At 71.3% G+C, this 16,672-nt stretch carries 7 protein-coding genes and 2 pseudogenes; 1 reads left to right on the forward strand and 8 read right to left on the reverse strand.

All coding sequences use genetic code 11. From position 1 onward, the window contains the following. Nucleotides 1–45: 45 nt before the first annotated feature. The 3 genes and pseudogenes from ACIBG7_RS42740 to ACIBG7_RS42750 form a co-directional block, all read right to left on the reverse strand. On the reverse strand, nucleotides 46–5,298 hold the full coding sequence (locus ACIBG7_RS42740; RefSeq protein WP_397340004.1) for an amino acid adenylation domain-containing protein: 5,253 nt from the start codon (nucleotides 5,296–5,298) through the stop codon (nucleotides 46–48). Further along, on the reverse strand, nucleotides 5,295–10,148 hold the full coding sequence (locus tag ACIBG7_RS42745) for an amino acid adenylation domain-containing protein (RefSeq protein WP_397340005.1): 4,854 nt from the start codon (nucleotides 10,146–10,148) through the stop codon (nucleotides 5,295–5,297). Before ACIBG7_RS42745 ends, ACIBG7_RS42740 begins: the two co-directional genes overlap by 4 nt. Nucleotides 10,149–10,477: 329 nt before the next feature. Continuing rightward, nucleotides 10,478–11,697: pseudogene (locus tag ACIBG7_RS42750) on the reverse strand (IS701 family transposase). A gap of 251 nt (nucleotides 11,698–11,948) precedes the next feature. Here ACIBG7_RS42750 and ACIBG7_RS42755 point away from each other — a divergent pair. Beyond that, a pseudogene (locus tag ACIBG7_RS42755) lies at nucleotides 11,949–13,066 on the forward strand (IS630 family transposase). A 687-nt stretch (nucleotides 13,067–13,753) separates the two neighbouring features. Here ACIBG7_RS42755 and ACIBG7_RS42760 read toward each other — a convergent pair. From ACIBG7_RS42760 to ACIBG7_RS42780, 5 genes are all read right to left on the reverse strand, one after another. Further along, complete coding sequence (locus tag ACIBG7_RS42760) at nucleotides 13,754–14,200, reverse strand: universal stress protein (RefSeq protein ID WP_397340006.1); 447 nt, start codon at nucleotides 14,198–14,200, stop codon at nucleotides 13,754–13,756. Beyond that, nucleotides 14,197–14,475, reverse strand: coding sequence for a hypothetical protein (locus ACIBG7_RS42765; protein WP_397340007.1), 279 nt, complete (start codon nucleotides 14,473–14,475; stop codon nucleotides 14,197–14,199). The genes ACIBG7_RS42760 and ACIBG7_RS42765 overlap by 4 nt, the downstream gene beginning before the upstream one ends. Continuing rightward, entirely contained in the window at nucleotides 14,472–14,651 is a 180-nt protein-coding gene (locus tag ACIBG7_RS42770; RefSeq protein WP_397340008.1) for an NAD(P)-binding domain-containing protein, read from the reverse strand. The genes ACIBG7_RS42765 and ACIBG7_RS42770 overlap by 4 nt, the downstream gene beginning before the upstream one ends. Nucleotides 14,652–14,662: 11 nt before the next feature. Then, nucleotides 14,663–16,135 carry an MFS transporter gene (locus ACIBG7_RS42775; protein ID WP_397340009.1) on the reverse strand — a complete coding sequence of 491 codons (1,473 nt, stop codon included), beginning with the start codon at nucleotides 16,133–16,135 and terminating at the stop codon, nucleotides 14,663–14,665. Nucleotides 16,136–16,208: 73 nt separating this feature from the next. After that, a complete protein-coding gene (locus ACIBG7_RS42780; RefSeq protein ID WP_397340010.1) occupies nucleotides 16,209–16,655 on the reverse strand; it encodes a carboxymuconolactone decarboxylase family protein in 447 nt (148 codons plus the stop codon). Between the last annotated feature and the right edge of the window lie 17 nt (nucleotides 16,656–16,672).

A 16,672-nucleotide genomic window follows, 5' to 3' on the forward strand; every position in this document is an offset into this window, starting at 1 on the left:
ACTACTGTCAAACGCCTTGAAAACGGTAATTCGTGACACGAAATATCATTTGCGTGAAGCCAGTTCTCTATCGATCAGGTCGAGATTGTCGGCGATTTCCGCGCCCGCGATCGCGTCCGGTAATTCGTCCTCCATGAGGCGCAGCGGGCGATAGGCCAGTCCCAGCGCGCCCCAGGCCACGAGCACCACTCCGGTAAGCGCCAGCAGCAGCGCGACGCCGCGCCCGTCGCCGACGCCCACGAGGTCGCCCACCCAAGTGCCGTCCAGTGCCCCGCCGGGATTCAGCAGCGGCTCGAACCACGCCGACAGGGCCGGAGCCGTCAGGAACGCCAGCGGCGTCATCGACACCGCCAGCATCTGGTTGGTGGCCAGCACCCGCCCCTGCAGGTCGAGCCCCACCTTGAGCTGGATGATCGCCAGCCAGTGGGCATTGAGCACGCTCAGGAACACCCACGAGACAAAGCCGCCGAACGCCGCCACCCAGACCGACGGCTGCAGGCCGATGAGCACGATCCCGAAGCCGAAACCGCTGACGAAGCCGACCATGCCGATCGCGCGGCGCCTGGTGCCGTTCCAGAAGACCATGACCAGGCCGCCCGCGACCGCTCCCAGGCCCTGCAGGGCGGTGACCGTGCCGACCCCGGCGACACCGCCGAAGCCCATTACCACGGGGACGGTGATGGCCAGGGCGAGCATGCCGAAGTAGTTCTCGATCGCGAAGAAGACGATCATGACCATGAGCGGGCGCCGCCGGACGAGGAAACGCCAGCCGCCCGCGATCGCCTGCCAGAACGACTCCTCCAGGCGGCGGAAGAGCCGGTCGGGGAAGCGCACCAGCAGCAGCGTGGCCAGGCCGAACAGGAAGGTCACCACGTCCACGGCGATCACGCCGTGCACCCCGACCAGGGTGATGAGCGCCGCGCCCGCCAGCGGGGCGATCAGCATGCCCAGGCCGGTGCCCAGATTGGCCAGCGCGTTGGCCTGCATCAGGTACGGCTTGGGCACCAGTTGCGCCACCGCCGCCAGGTAGGCCGGCCGGTGGAAGGCGGTGACCAGCGACAGCACCGCCGCGATCACGCCGACCTGCCAGACCTCCAGCCGTCCCAGCCACAGCAGCACCACGAGCGCCGCCGTGGCCAGCGCCGAGACGCCGTCGCAGGCGAGCATGACCAGGCGCCGGTCCACCCGGTCGGCCACCGCTCCGCCGAGCGGCGAGGCGAGGACGGCCGGCAGCAGCGCCAGCATGGTGACCAGCGCGTAGTCGGAGACCCTGCCGCTGGACTGGTAGGCCCACACGCCCAGCGCGAAGGAGGTCAGCGCGTTGCCCAGCAGCGAGGCCGTCTGACCGGCCGCCACCGTGTAGAAACGGCGCAGATCCCGGCGAGCCTGCTCCCCGACCACCTCGACCGTCTCCAGCGGCTCGGGCACCCGGCCCGCCTCCCAGCTCGACAGGTGGCCGTCGATCAGCTCGGCCAGCCCCTCCGCCTGGTGCTTGATGAAGTAGTGACCCGCCTTCGGGATGGCGGCCAGCTCCACCCGGTCGGCGAAGGCGCCCCACTCCCTGTACCGCTCGGTGTACAGCTCGGTGGCGCGGTCGCGCTCGCCCACGACGCACAGCACCGGGGCGCGCAGCTTGCGCGGCGACTGGAGCTCGCGGGTGAACCAGGCCTGCGCCTGCTCCACGTCGTGGCGCAGGCCGCGCACCATCACCGAGACGTCGCCGGCGTCCTCGGCCATGCCCAGGGTGCGCAGGAAGTCGCGCTGGGCCCGGTCGTTGCTCCACCGATGGGCGGGGAAACGCCGGTTCCACCACTGCGAGAGCCGTCCGGGAAGCTGGGCGTCGGGGAAGCTGCCGCCCACGATCAGGCCGCTCACCTCGACACCCGCCGCCTCCAGGCGCAGCGCGAGCTCCGTCGCGACCGCCGAGCCGACGCAGTGGCCGTACAGCGCGACGGGCCCGCCGTCCTCCAGCTCGGCCGCCAGCCGGTCGACGACCTCGCCCAGCGGCAGCATCGCCTCCTCCGGCCTGGCCGGATCGTGGCCGGGCAGCTCGACCGCCAGCACCGCCGTGCCCTTGCCGCCGAGCTCGGCGGCCAGCGGCCCGAAGGAGGCCGCCGAGCCGCCGCCGTACGGCACGCACACGAGCGTACGGCGAGCGGTACGCGGACCGGCCAGGCGGTGCAGCAGCCCGCTCCCGGCCTGCGACCCCGCCTCCAAATGGGCGGCCAGCTCGCGCACCGTCGGCCTGGTGAACAGGTCGATCACCCGCAGCGACGGATCGATCAGCTTGATCGCCTTGATGGCGCGGAAGGAGTCGCCGCCGAGGGCGAAGAAGTCGTCGTCGATGCCGAAGTCCTGCTCGGGAAGCACCTGCGCCCACGCCGCCGCCACCGTCAGCTGCGCCTCGGTGCTCGGGGCGACGCGATCGGCGACGGAGATCTCCGGCGCGGGCAGCCGTGCCCTGTCCACCTTGCCGAGCGGGGTGAGCGGCAGCTCGTCCAGCACGACGATCGCCGCGGGCACCATGTAGTCGGGCAGGCGTTCCCGCAGCCCCGCCCGCAGCTCGGCCACGTCGACGCTCGCCGGCGCGACCCAGGCGGCCAGGCGGCGCGAGTGACCCTCGCCGACCGGCAGCACCGCCGCCTCCGCGACCCCCGGCTGCTCCTGCAGGGCGCTCTTGACCTCGCCCAGCTCGACACGGAAGCCGCGGATCTTGACCTGGTCGTCGACCCGGCTCAGGAACTCGACGAGGCCGTCGGCGTTGAGCCGTACCCGGTCTCCCGTGCGGTAGCAGCGGTCGGCGCCCCTGACCGGGTCGGGGACGAACCGTTCCGCGGTCAGCTCGGGCATGCCCAGGTAGCCACGCGCCACCGTGGGACCGGCGATCCACAACTCGCCCGGCACCCCGGCGGGCAGCGGTCTGCCGTGCCGGTCGACGATGTAGCAGGAGATGCCGGGCAGCGGGCGGCCGAGCGGCACCGAGCCGGAACCGGTCGGCGCGGAGGGCGCGGTGCCGGCCAGCACCGAGACCGTGGTCTCCGTGGGGCCGCAGTGGATCTGCAGCTCCAGGTCGGGGCGCGCTGCCCTGATCCGTCCGGCGAGCTCCCACGAGGTGGCCTCGCCCGCCAGGATGAGCAGCCTGCGCGGCAGCACCTCCGCCAGTTCGCCGTGGGCGGCCAGCAGCTCCAGGTGACTGGGGACCATCTTGACCACGTCCACGCCGCCGACGTCGTAGAGCGCGGGATCGGTGGCCGCGTCCTGGTCGACCAGGTGCACGGTCTTGCCGCTGATCAGCGCGCCGAACAGGCAGGTGAGGATCAGGTCGGAGGCGATCGTGGAGACCACGCCGAACGAGTCGTGCTCCGGCCCGACGTGATCGCGCACCGCGTTGAGGTAGTGCACCAGCGAGCGGTGCTCGACGCCCACGCCCTTCGGCCGGCCGGTCGAGCCCGAGGTGAACTTGACGTGCGACAGGAAGTCCGGGCGCACCGCCACCCCGGGCGGCGCCTGCGCCTCCTCCAGCAGGTCCTCCAGCACCAGCGCTCCCGGGACGCGCCCGGCGTGCTCGCGCGAGGCGATGACCAGCCGCGCGCCCGCCGTCTCGGCCATGTAGGCCAGCCGGTCGTCGGGATAGGCGGGCTCCATCGGCATGTAGGCGCCGCCCGCCTTGAGCACGCCCAGCAGGGCGGGCACCAGCGCCGTCCCGCGGCCGGTCAGCACGCCGACCGGCTCCTGGGGCAGCAGGCCCCGCGCCACCAGCCGGTGGGCGACGCCGTTGCCGAGCCGGTCGGCCTGGCGGTAGGTGAGGCTGCCGTGCGCGTCGGTGGCGGCGATCGCCTCCGGATGGCGTACGGCCTGCTCCTCGATGAGCTCGTGCACCGGGCGCGACAGGTCGAAGCCCGCCCGGCGGCCGGCGACCTGGGGGCCGTCGACCGGTTCCAGCGCGATCGAGCCCACCGGACGCTCCGGGTCGGTCAGCATGCCGTCGAGCAGCGTCAGGTACCACGACGCCATCCGCTCCGCCGTACGCGGCTCGAACAGGTCCGTGCGGTAGGCCAGCATGCCCTCGTAGCCGTCGCCGGTGTGGGTGAACGACAGGTTGAGGTCGTACTTGGCGGTCCGCACCGGCGGCTCGAAGACCTCCACCCCCAGGTCCGGGAAGGACGGTGGGGCCGGAGGGGTGTCGACGACGTTGAGCAGCACCTGGAAGATCGGCGTCGTGGCCAGGCTGCGTTCGGGGTGCAGCCGCTCGACGATGCGCTCGAACGGCACGTCACGATGGGCGAAGGCGTCCAGGGAGACCTCGCGGGTACGCGCCAGCAGCTGCGCTCCCGTCGGATCGCCTGACAGGTCGCAGCGCATGACCAGCGTGTTGACGAAGCAGCCGAGCATCGCATCGGCGTCGGAGTGCAGGCGTCCCGCCTCCGGCGCTCCCACCGGCACGTCGTCGGTGCCGCTGATCCTCGACAGCAGCGCCGACCAGGCCGCGAGGAAGACCATGAACGGGGTGCAGCCCCGTTCGGCCGCGCTCGCACGCACCTTCGCGGCCAGCTCGGGCGTCAGCCGTACCGGCACCTCGGCGCCCGTCCAGGCGGCCACGCTCGGGCGTGCCCGGTCGGTGGGCAGGTCCAGCACGCCCTCCAGGCCCGCCAGCCGCGCCTCCCACCAGGCCAGGTCACCCTCGGGGCGGGTGGCCAGCCAGGCGGCGTAGTCGCCGTAGCGCACCCTCGGTGGCGGCGGCGCCTGCCTGCCGCCCAGCTGGGCCGCGTAGAGCGCGCCGAGCTCGGCGACGGCCAGGTCGCGTGACCAGGCGTCGAAGGCGATGTGGTGGACGGTGAGCGCCAGCACGTGCTCGTCGGGTTCAACGCGGAACAGCGTGGCGCGGGCCGGGGGCTCGGTGGCCAGGTCGAAGGGCGTCTGCTGCTCGCGGCGCAGGCACTCGGCCAGTTCCTCCCTGCCCACCTCCGCCAGCCGCACCGGGATCGTGTCCGCGGGCAGGGCGGTCGTGGTCTCGCCGTCGACGGTGCTGCGCAGGACCGGATGGCGCTCGGCCAGGTCGTGCACGGCGCCGAGGAGGGCGTCGGGGTCGAGCTCGCCGGTCAGGCGGATGGCGGTGGGCACGTTGTAGGCGGCACCGTCGTCGAGTTGCGACAGGAACCAGAGCCTGGCCTGGGCGGGGCTGAGAGGCGTGGGACCCTCGGCCACGGGGATGCCCGCGGGCCGCTCGCCCAGCGCCCTGCGGCCCGCCGAGAGGCGGGCGGCGAGACGCTGCTTGACCCGCTCGTCACTCATGGTCATCGCGCGCCTCCCTCACGGAAGTCGCCCGCCTCCGCCTCGCCGTCCAGGTCGGCCAGCAACAGCGCTTCGACGGCCGCGGCGAAGGTTCCCAGCGTCGGCCGCTCGAACAGCAGCCGCACCGGCACCTCCAGCTCCAGCACCTCACGCAGCCGCCCGGTCACCCGGGTCGCCGCCACCGAGTGCCCGCCCAGAACGAAGAAGTCGTCGAGCACGCCGAGCCCGGTACGCTCCAGCACCTCCGACCACACCTCGGCGACGAGCAGCTCGGCCTCCGTCTCCGGCGGCGGTGAATCGGCCACGGACGTGCGCACCGGCTTGGGCAGCGCCCGCCGGTCCACCTTGCCCGAGGACGTGGTCGGCATCGCCTCCATCGCCACCCACTGGCCGGGCACCATGTAGCCGGGCAGCCGCTCCCGCAGCCGGGCCTCCAGGACGGCGAGATCACCCGCGCCGACCACGTAACCCACCAGCTGGTCACCGTCCACGACGGTCACCACCGCGTCCGCCACGTGCTCGCGCAACACCGCCTCGATCTCGCCGAGCTCGATGCGATGGCCGCGCACCTTGACCTGGTGGTCGCGGCGGCCCAGGTAGTCGAGCGACCCGTCGGCCCGCCACCGGGCCAGGTCGCCCGTCCGATAGCGGCGCTCGCCCGGCACGAAGGGGTCGTCGCCGAACACCGTCGAGGGCCGTCCCCGGTATCCACGGGCGACGCCCGCGCCGCCGATCCACAACTCGCCCGTCGCCCCGCGCGGCATGAGCCTGCCCGCCTGGTCGAGCACGTAGGCGCGCTCGCCGGGCAACGGCCTGCCGATCGGCACGCCGTCGTCCATGGGTCCTTCGAGGAGGGCGAGCGTGGAGTAGATCGTGGTCTCGGTCGGGCCGTAGGCGTTCCACAGCCGCCCCACCCGCGCCGCGAGATCGCGGGCGAGTGCGGGGTCGAGCGCCTCGCCCATGCTCAGCACCTGCATCGGCGCGCCCGCCCAGCCGGCGGCCATCAGCATCCTGAGCGTCGTCGGCGTCGCGGTCATCAGGGTCGCGCCGGACGCATCGATCCTGCTGGCGATGGCGTGACCGTCGACCATGCTGTCGCGGTCGAGCAGTTCCACGCGCAGGCCGCAGGCCAGTCCCGCCCAGAAGTCGAAGCCGAAGACGTCGAAGGAGAACGGGGTCAGGCCCAGCATCACCTCGCCCGGCCGGATGCCGACGGTCTGGCGTACGGCGGCGACGAACGCCGCCAGGTTGGCATGCGTGACCTCCACGCCCTTGGGGCGGCCGGTCGAGCCGGAGGTGTAGAGCACGTAGGCGAGGCCGCCCGGCTCGGCGGCGATGTCCTCGGCGGTGGCGTCCGGGAGGGTGTCGATGTCGATCACCTCGACGCCCAGGCCCTCGGCCACCGCCCGCGTCTGCGCCGTCGCCAGCACCACCTGGGCGCCTGAGTCGTCGACCTGGAAGCGCAGCCGTTCGGCCGGGTGCTCGGGATCGAGCGGCACATAGGCGGCACCGGCCCGGGCGACGCCGAGCACGGCCACGGTGAGCCTGCGGTCACGCGGCAGGCACACGCCGACGACGACCTCGCCGCCCGGATCAGCCGGAGGGCCGCCGACCAGGGCGTGGGCGACGCGGGCCGAGCTCCGGGCCAGCTCGCCGTACGTCAGCGTGCCCGTCCCGTCGTCGACGGCGATCGTGTCGGCCTGCCGTACGGCATGCGCCAGCACGGCGTGCACCGCGGTCGGCGGCACGTCGGCGGGCAGCGCCTGACCCGCGCCCAGCTCCAGCAGCGCGGCCCGCTCCTCCTCGCCGACCAGGTCGAACCCCGACACCGGCCGGTCAGGCGCGCCTGGCACCTGCTCGACGAGGCGCACGAACCGCGCGGCCAGCTCCTCTGCCGCAAGCCGCCCGAACAGGTCCTCGTCGTACTCGACCTGCACCTCCATCCCGCGCGACCCGGCGTTGACGAACACCGTGCACGGCGCCTGCGCGCCGCCGCCGCTCACCTCGCCGAGCAGCTCGACCCCGCCGACCCGCACCGGTACGGCAGGCGGCTGCAGGGAGAGCACCACCGGCGTGAGCATGGCCCCGCGGGGCCGTTCGACCCCGGACACCGCCAGCCGCTCGTGCGCGGGCAGCGCCATGTGGTCCATGGCCCGCGCGGTGGCCGCGGCCGACCGTGCGATCGCTTCGCGGACGGGCAGGTCGTGGTCGAGGCGCAGCCGTACGGGCAGGGCGTCCACCAGCGGTCCGACCAGGTTGTCGAGGCCCGGCCTGGCCCGGTCGGCGACCGCCGCCCCGAGCAGGACGTCCGCCCGGTCGGTCTGGGCGGCCACCAGCAGGCCCAGGATGGTCAGGTAGACGGAGAACGGCGTGGTGCCGCAGGCTGCGGCCAGGTCGCCGACCGCGGCGGCGGCCCGCTCGGCCAGCGGCAGCGTGACACGCCCGCCCCTGCCGCGTCCCGGACCGTCGCCGGTGGACAGCAGCTCGTACGGCGGAGCGGCTCCGGCCAGTTCGTCGGCCCAGTGGGCGCGCAACGGCTGCAGCCCGGCGAGAGCCTGCTGCTTGGCCAGCGCGACATCGCCCACCTGGAAGGCGGGGGCGCCCGTGACGGCCGCCTGCCCCGTGCCAGGGACGTGACGGGCGAGTTCGGCCATGAGCAGGCCGATCGACCAGCCGTCGAACGCCGTGTGGTCGCTCGACACCACCAGGTCGGCACTCCCGTCGCCCACCCAGAGCAGGTCGGCGCGCAGCAACGGCGTGTCCGCGGTCAGGTCGAACCCGGCCACGGGCAGGGCCGTGACGTAGGCCTCCTGCCCGGCGGCGTCCATGGACCGCAGGTCGTGCACCGTGACGGGGACGGGCTGCGGCGGCAGCACCGACGCTTCTGGGGTGCCTTCCGGGCCGGTGACGATGACGCTGCGCAGCACCTCGTGCTCGGCCACGAGCCGGTCGAGTGCCCGCTGGACGGGATCGGGCGTGTCGATGCCGTGCACGCGCAGCCGTACCGCGATCGCCGTGGCCGTGGTGCTCTGGCCGACCTCGCGCAGTAGCCACATGCCGTGCTGGGCGGCGGTGAGGGGGTAACGGGTGCGGCCGTGGTGCCGGGTGAGCGCGGTGGCGGCTTGTGCGGCTTGTGCGGCTTGTGCCGCGGGTTCCGCGGCGACGTATTCGGCCAGTTCGGCGACGGTGGGGCGGCCGAGGAAGGCGGTGAGGGACACGCGGACGCCCAGATCGGCCTCGATGCGCGCGCAGGCCTGGGCGGCGGCCATGGAATGCCCGCCGAGGTCGAGGAAGTGGTCGTGGACGCCGACGGGATCCGGGATGCCGAGCACGCCGGCGACGATGCCGGCCAGGCGTTGCTCGATCACGGTGTGGGGCGAGCTGCCTGGCGCGAGCTGCTCGGCAGTCCCCGGGTCGAGGTCCATCGCGGCCAGCCGAGCGCGGTCGATCTTGCCGGTGGGGCCGAGCGGCAGCCGCTCCATGACCACGACCCGAGCGGGCACCATGTGGTCCGGTAACCGCTCCCGCATCCACCCGCGCAAGCCGGCAGGCGTGGCGTCCCCCTCCACGTACGCCACCAGCCGCCGAACCCCCGCCTGGTCGGCGCGCGCGAGCACGGCCGCGTTGCGCACCTGCGGGTGCGCCGCCAGCGCGGCCCTGACCTCGCCGAGCTCGACCCGGAACCCCGCGACCTTCACCTGGTCGTCGTCACGCCCGGCGTAGACGAAGATCCCGCCCTCGACCCGGGCCTGATCCCCGGTCCGATAGTGGCGCTCACCCTCGTGGATGACGAAACGGGACTCCGTGAGCTCGGCCCGGTCGAGGTAGCCGCGTCCGACGAGCGGCCCCGACACCCACAACTCGCCCGTCTCCCCGTCGGCCACACGGCGCCCGTCGGGGTCACGCACCGACAGCACCGACCCGGCGTGTCCGAGCCCGATCGGAGGCTCACCGGCAGAGTCTCGGGGGATGTCGTGAGAACCGCAGGTCACGGTGCACTCGGTCGGTCCGTATACGTTTACAACGCGGCGCACGCCCGGGTTCGCGTAGATCCGCTCCACCAAGGCACGGGTCAGCGGCTCGCCTCCGGACACGACGGTCCGCACCCCGGCGGGCAGCGGCTGGGCCAGCAGCGAGACGAGCGCCGAGGGCGCGCCGTACACGGTGGTGACCTCGTCACGCGCGGGCAGGCCGGGCAGGGCGAGCAGGTTGTCGGCGAGGATCACCGTGCCCCCGCAGATCAGCGGCAGGAACAGCTGGCTGACCGACGGGTCGAAGCAGATCGAGGTGGCCGCCAGCATGCCCGTGACCTCGTCGGCGAAGAAGCCGGTCTCGGCCGTCAGCAGGGCCATGAGGTTGCGGTGCTCGATGACCACGCCCTTGGGCAGGCCGGTCGAGCCCGAGGTGTACATGATGTAGGCGGCGTCGCCGTCGGCGCCGGGCACGTCAGGGGCGTGCGGAGCGGGCGCGGAATCGTGGGCGAGCACGATGGGAGTCGCCGAACCGCACAGGACACCGCGTCGCGCCACGTCGGCGGAGGTGATCAGGAGCTTGGCGCCGGAATCCCGGGCGATGTAGTCGAGCCGTTCCGCGGGATAGGCGGGATCGAGCGGCACGTAGGCCGCGCCCGCCTTCCAGACGCCCAGGAGTGCCGCGAGCATCGTCGCATCGCGGTCCAGGCAGACACCCACGGCCGCCTCCCGGCCCGCCCCGTGGCGGCCCAGATCGTGGGCGATGCCGTTGGCGAGGTGGTCGAGCTCGGCGTAGGTGAGGCGGGTGGTCCCCGCCACGACGGCGGTGCGCTCTGGGGTGTGACGCACCTGCTGTGCAAAGGCCTCGTGGACCCGTAACGCCATAGAGGTCTCCTCATCGATCACATACGACGCCGGTCAGCGTGCCATGATCCCGAGAAGAAGGTGATGATTTGTCAGGTTGCATTACCGTAACGTCATCGGTCGAGTCACCCCCCGAGCACCGCCCGCAACGCCTGCCCCAGGTGTGCCGCTGCTCATCGGCCGCCGAGTGGGACGTGGCGTTCGAGGCGTGGGAGCGGGCGCACGCAGCGCTGATACGGCCGGCGGGTGGTCGGGTGGCGATCGTAGAGCCATCGACGAAACACCCTGAAGGAGCACACCGACATGAACACCCTCAACGCGCAGGACCAGGTCACCCTGCGGATCGCCGCCTAGTACTCCAGTGACGCTTTGAGATCATGGCGAGGACACGCTTGGTGGTGACGTCGCCAGGTGGACCAGCGCAGAAGCCTGGTGATGGAGGGTGTGGGGCTGAGCTTGAGTGCGGCCAGGAGTCGACGGATCTCGGGGATGGTTAAGGCGATGGCCTGGTCACTGCCGGGGTCGGGTTGAGTGGCGACCAGGACGGCGAGGAGGACCAGGGCGAGCATGGCGAGAGTGATGTGCCGGTGCCAGGGTGTCCACCCACGGACCTGGTAGTGGTCCAATCCACCCTGGCCCTTGGCGGCCTGGAAGGACTCCTCGATCGCCCATCGGATCCCGGCTGTGCGGACCAGGCGCAGCAAGGGCATCGGGGTGGGGCGTAGCAGCGGTAGAAGGCCAGTTCGCCGGTGTTCAGGTTGCGGCGAATCAGCAGCCATCGCCAGCCGGGCAGGTGGGTGTCGATGCGAGCCCAGGCCCACGCGTAGATGCGGTGGCCTTTGACGCCTGCTCCGGCGCTGTAGCGGTGCCGGTGCCGGTCGGCGACGGTGTGAGCGATCTGGAGAGCGGTCGTGTCCTGCCCGTCCAGGCGGACGCGCCGGTTGCCGGCGATGGCCAGCACGTAGCCGATCTGGCGTTCCTCCAACGCGGCGCGCAGGCGCGGGTCTTGGCCGTAGACCTCATCGCCGGTCACCCACGAGATGTCGATCCCGGCGTCGAGGGCGGCCAGGATCATTGCGGTGGCCCGGGCCGGCTTGGTGGCGAAGCCGACCTCGGCGGGGATGCCGGCCCGGTGGCACCGGTCGGGCCGGCCAGCCAGGAGCGCTCGGGCAGGTAGAGGCGGCGGTCGACCAGCGCCCGTCCGCGAGCGGTGGCGGAGGCCAGGAAGACGCCGATCTGGCAGTTGTCGATCCGGCCGAGGGTGCCGGAATGCTGGCGTTGAACCCCGGCCGAGCCGGTGCCCTTCTTGTCGAATCCGGTCTCATCCACGATGAGAGCCCGCCGGGCCCGAGGTGGTCGACCACGTAGGCGCGCACGTATCGCGGACCTCGTCGGCGTTCCAGGAAGCGGTCCTCAGCAGGCGTTGCATCGCCTGAGGCCCTGCAAGCCCGGCATGGTGGGCCAGGTTCCAGCAGTTCTTGCGGTCCACCTCGGCCAGCAGAGCGTGGACGTAGGCGGTCGCGGTACGGCGTGGTTCGACACGGGTGAATCGGTGAGCGATCCGGCCCAGGAGATCATTGAGGGTGACGAGCCATCGGTCAGGGGTTACGAGGTCGGCCGCGGCCACTGCGCGACCTACGGTTGTTCTCACAAACTCCGCATGATCACGCAGTGGCCCTTCTCATGCGTCCCAACCTCGAAGATCGCGAAGTGTCACTGGAGTACCAGTGCTGTGACCGGAAATGATCACCGGGTTGGCGGGTAGGACCTACCGGCCGATTGGATGGGCTGGTCTTGTTCGATTGGCGCTCGGGAGGCCCGGTGACGCAACCGGTCAAGGTCCGCAGGCTCACGGACCCGGAAGGCCAGAGGCTGCAGCGGATCGTGCGGCGCGGCACGATGAGCACGGTCCGCTATCGACGGGCGATGATCCTGCTGGCCTCGGCCGGCGGCAATACGGTGCCGGTCATCGCCCGCCTGGTGCAGGCCGATGAGGACACCATGCGCGAGGTGATCCACCGGTTCAACGAGATCGGGCTGGCCTGCCGGGACCCTCAGTGAGCGGGAGGCCGTCCCCGCCTGCTCAGTCCTGATGACGAAGACTTCGTCGCGCAGACGGCCACCCGCCCGAACAAGCTCGGCCAGCCCTTCACCCGCTGCTCCATCCGCAAGCTCCTCGCCTACCTGCGCCGCCTTCCCGGCCGGGCCATCTCGATCGACCTGGAGACCTCACGTACCCTGCTGCACCAACACGGGGTCTCCTTCCAGCGCACCAAGACCTGGAAGGAGTCTCCGGATCCGGACTTCGACGCCAAGCTCGATCAGACCGAGTACGCGCTGACGCAGCGGCCGAGGCGGACCTTCGCCTTCGACGAGTTCGGCCCGCTCGGCATCCGGCCGACCGCGGGGACTGGCTGGGCCCCGCAGGGTGAGCCGGACCGACTGCCGGCCACCTACCACCGCACCCAGGGCGCCACCTACTTCCACGGTTGCTACTCCGTCGGCGACGACCTGCTGTGGGGTGTCAACCGGGCACGCAAGGGCATCGACCACACCTGGGCCGTTCTGAAGTCGATCCGCGCCGCCCGTCCGGACGGCGCCCCGATCTACGTGATCCTGGACAACCTGTCGGCACACAAGAACTGGCGCATCCGCACCTGGGCGAAGAAGAACAAGGTCAAGCTGCTGTTCACCCCCACGTATGCCTCCTGGGCCAACCCGATCGAGGCGCACTTCGGACCGCTCCGCCAGTTCACTCTGGCCAACTCCGACCACCCGAACCACACCGTCCAGACCGCGCACTGCACGCCTATCTACGCTGGCGCAACGCGCACACTCGCCATCCCGACGTGCCGGCCGCCCAACGACGCGAACGCGCTCGCATCCGAAGTGAGAAGGGCATCCGCTGGGGCTGCCGGCCACTCACACCAGCAGCCTGAATCCCGCATTCGAGCCGGTGGAGGTTTCCGATCACAGCACTAGCTGTCAGCAGGAAGAGCCGACGAGGTGAGATGACGGCCTCGTTCCGATGGGAGCGCGCGGAACGAGGCCGTTGTCACGCGCGGAGGGAGCGGTGAACACGACGACAGACAGCATGTTGATCATGGTGTGTACAGGGTTGGTACGGGCGAGCACCGGCGGAGCACCGAACGGCTAGAGCTATGTCCCAAAGGAGGGTGCGGCCACGCGTTACCCCAGGTCAGCGCCATGATCCAAGCGCGCCCTGCAGGATTCGAACCTGCGACCGTCGGATTAGAAGCAAGATCTTTCAATGGTCAGGCGCACCCTCTTATGCCGTTCTATGCGACGACGCGTAAGTTGGCGTATCTGTCGGTGACCAGCGATGACGCCCCATGCCCGGTACTCCCGAGAACGAACCGAGCACCGACTGAACCCACCCCCTTACGAGGCGATCACTGCGCAGCGCGGATCTGGTGCTGGTCGAAGGGATCCCACCCGTGGCATCACCGCTACCGGTTCCATCGCCGCGAAGTGGCGACAGTCCTGTCAGTGACCACCGGCTCCCGCCCATCGGTGTGCGGGAGCGGGTGGGGAGTCCCCGGGGGAGCGCACAAGCGTACGCTCCCCCGCGGGGCCGCGCCGCCGCCCTCGAAGGCGCGGGCCGGCTAGCTTTTCACCGGCGGCACGATGAGCGTCGGCCGGTGGGCGTGGTGCAGCACGTGGTTCGAGACGCTGCCCAGCAGTACCGAACGCACCCCGGCCAGTCCGCGCGACCCGGTCACGATCAGCGAGGCGTCGAGCTCGTCGGCCATGTCCACGATGGTCTTCCAGATCGATTCGTCGTCGGCGACCTTCCGGTGGGTCACCTCCCGCATGCCCGCCGCCCTGGCCAGTTCCGCGCCTTCCGCGGCCTGCTGCTCCGCCGCCTCCTTGCCCGCGTCCCCGGGTTCGGCGACGAGCGTGAATCCGGCGATCTGGCGTCGCGTGAGCTGCACGAGCAGCGGCTCCCACACGGTGATCACGACAGCGGACTCGGCGACGAGATGCTTGGCGGCGAACTCGATCGCGCTCTTCGAGTCGGCCGATCCGTCGTAAGCGATGAGGATGGTCATGGCGTGCTCTCCTGTGTCGGTCGGCGATGGGTGATGGGGCCGTGAGCGAGCACCTCGGTCAGGGCGGAGACGTTGTGGCCTTCGTGGTCGGCCTCGACGGCTCGGCTCACCAGGTCGTACAGCGGAGCGAGCCAGGTCACGTCCACGCGCGTCTCCCCGGCCAGATCCCCGTCGTGGGCCTCTCCTGCCAGGAAGAGCTTCATCGAGGATGCGGCGTCGCTGTAGGCGCCGCTGTTGATTTCCCCGGCGTAGGCCGGAAGCAGGGGCTTGATCATGTCCTCACCGCGTCTTCGATCGCCGCGGCGTGGATCGCGCCCTTGGAGATGAGCGGAGCGGCCTGGTGAGGGGTACGGTTCCACGCCGTCGTGGGGTTCCCGGCCCGGAGGATCGCGTCGGCGATGGCCGTACCATCGAGCCCGGCCCGGCAGCGGTCACGGTGTCGTCTGGTCATGAGGCGTCCCATCAGTGGTGGACGGTCACCGCGTGCTTGCCGGCCTTCGCGCCGGTGCTCGCAGACGGCTCGGCGGCCTGGGCGGGCTTGCGGTGGAACAGGAGCAGCAGCGCCGTGGCCAGGCCGATCAGTGCGAAGATCGCGGTGGCCAGGAACCCTGCCTGGAAGCCGTCGTTCAGGCCGGCGGGACTCGTTCCTGTGGTGTAGGCGAAGGCCACCGACGAGGCGATGGCGATGCCGAGAGCGGCGCCGATCTGGAAGACGGCGTTGTTGATGCCGGACACCAGGCCGGACTCCTCGGACTTGGCGCCGGTCAGCGACGCGATGGAGGCTGCGACGTTGGTGCTGCCGATGCCGGAGCCGAAGATGACCAGGCCGAAGAACAGGTCGCTCCAGTAGCCGCCGTCCGGGTCGATCCGGGTCAGCAGCAGCAGGCCACCGGAGAGCAGCGTCATGCCGACGATCGCGATCGGCTTGTAGCCGACCTTGGCGACCAGGCGGGCGCTGACGTTCGCGCCGATGATCGACATGACCGCGTAGACCGCCGTGCTGAGGCCGAACTTCACCGCGCTGTAGCCGAGCACCTGCTGGGCGTAGAGCGAGGTGATGAGCGCCCCGCCGTACACCGCCATGGCGACGATGATCATCAGGATGTTGCCGCCGACCACCGTCGGCGAGCGGAAGATCCGCAGCGGCACCAGCGGCGCCTTCGATCGGCTCTCGATCACCGTGAAGATCACGAGCAGCACTACGGCGGCGGCCAGCATGACGATCGTCTGGCCGCTGCCCCAGCCCGCGATCGGCGCCTCGGACACGGCGTAGACGAGCAGCGCGATGGCGGCGGTGATGGTCACCGCGCCCGCCGGGTCGAACTGGCGGCGGCCCGGCTGGACGGGCGTTTGCTTCAGCAGCCTCGGGCCGAAGATCAGCACCGCGGCGACAACGGGGACGTTGATGTAGAAGATCCACGGCCAGCCGAGGCCGTCGGTGATCGGGCCGCCGATGAGCAGCGCGGCGGTGGCGCCGAACGCGCCGATGCCGGTCCAGATACCCAGCGCCTTGTTGCGCTCGGGGCCCTCGGCGAAGGTGTGCATGAGCACCGCCATCGCGGTCGGGGTCATGATCGCGGCGGCTGCGCCCTGGACGACGCGGGCCGCGATGAGCACCTCGTCGGTCCACGCCATGCCGCACAGCACGGAGGCGACGCCGAACAGGGCGGTGCCGTACAGGAACATCCGGCGCCCGCCGAGCAGGTCGGCGGTGCGCCCGCCGAACATCAGCAGGCCACCGAAGCTCAGCAGGTAGGCGCTCATCACCCACTGGACACCGCCCGGGGCGAAGCCGAGTTCGCTCTCGATCGAGGGCAGGGCCAGCATGACGATCTGGGAGTCGACGATGACCATGAAGAAGGCGGCGACCAGCAGGGTAAGTGCCAGCCATCTCCGTGGATCGGGAGCTGCTTCCCTGGATTCACGGGACATCATGATTTTCCTCATTTTCGGAGATACCTGGGCAGCACGAAGCCGCCCCCGGATGGGGGCCGGGGCCTCGCGCGGCTTAGTGGGGAGGGGAGATCCTCGCGGTCAGGCACATGCGGTCGAGCGCGTTCGCGATGGAGACCGCCATGATCAGATTCGCGAGGCTGTAGGGGCCGAGCAGGTGCTCCGCCGTGCCGTACACGTCGTCGGGTACGCCGTCGGCGGGGAGCCTGGTCATGCTCTCGGTGAGCGCCAGGGCGGCGCGTTCTGAGTCGGTGAACCGGCGTGAGTCGCGCCAGCCCGCCAGCTCGTTGATCCGCTCCTGCCGTTCACCCAGGCGGATCGCCTCCGCAGAGCGCTGGGCCAGGGCGTACGCGCAGCCGTTGAGCTGGGCGACCCGGATACGCGCCAGTTCGCGCAGCCGGTCGTCGCAAAGCCCCTCGTGGCGCAGCACGTCCTCCAACTCGTTGATCAGGGCAACGGCTCGTGGCGACACCGTCGCCAGCTCGATGCGCTGCCTGGTCATCGGGTTGTTCAGCCCTT

The sequence above is a fragment of the Nonomuraea sp. NPDC050328 genome, from assembly GCF_044459405.1.
Lineage (GTDB): Bacteria > Actinomycetota > Actinomycetes > Streptosporangiales > Streptosporangiaceae > Nonomuraea.

Bases quoted from the DNA above. Each gene is read 5' to 3' on its own strand.
- ACIBG7_RS42765 (WP_397340007.1), bottom strand. From the start codon at position 14,475: ATGATCAAGCCCCTGCTTCCGGCCTACGCCGGGGAAATCAACAGCGGC.
- ACIBG7_RS42745 (WP_397340005.1), bottom strand. From the start codon at position 10,148: ATGGCGTTACGGGTCCACGAGGCCTTTGCACAGCAGGTGCGTCACACC.
- ACIBG7_RS42740 (WP_397340004.1), bottom strand. From the start codon at position 5,298: ATGACCATGAGTGACGAGCGGGTCAAGCAGCGTCTCGCCGCCCGCCTC.
- ACIBG7_RS42775 (WP_397340009.1), bottom strand. From the start codon at position 16,135: ATGATGTCCCGTGAATCCAGGGAAGCAGCTCCCGATCCACGGAGATGG.
- ACIBG7_RS42760 (WP_397340006.1), bottom strand. From the start codon at position 14,200: ATGACCATCCTCATCGCTTACGACGGATCGGCCGACTCGAAGAGCGCG.
- ACIBG7_RS42780 (WP_397340010.1), bottom strand. From the start codon at position 16,655: ATGACCAGGCAGCGCATCGAGCTGGCGACGGTGTCGCCACGAGCCGTT.
- ACIBG7_RS42770 (WP_397340008.1), bottom strand. From the start codon at position 14,651: ATGACCAGACGACACCGTGACCGCTGCCGGGCCGGGCTCGATGGTACG.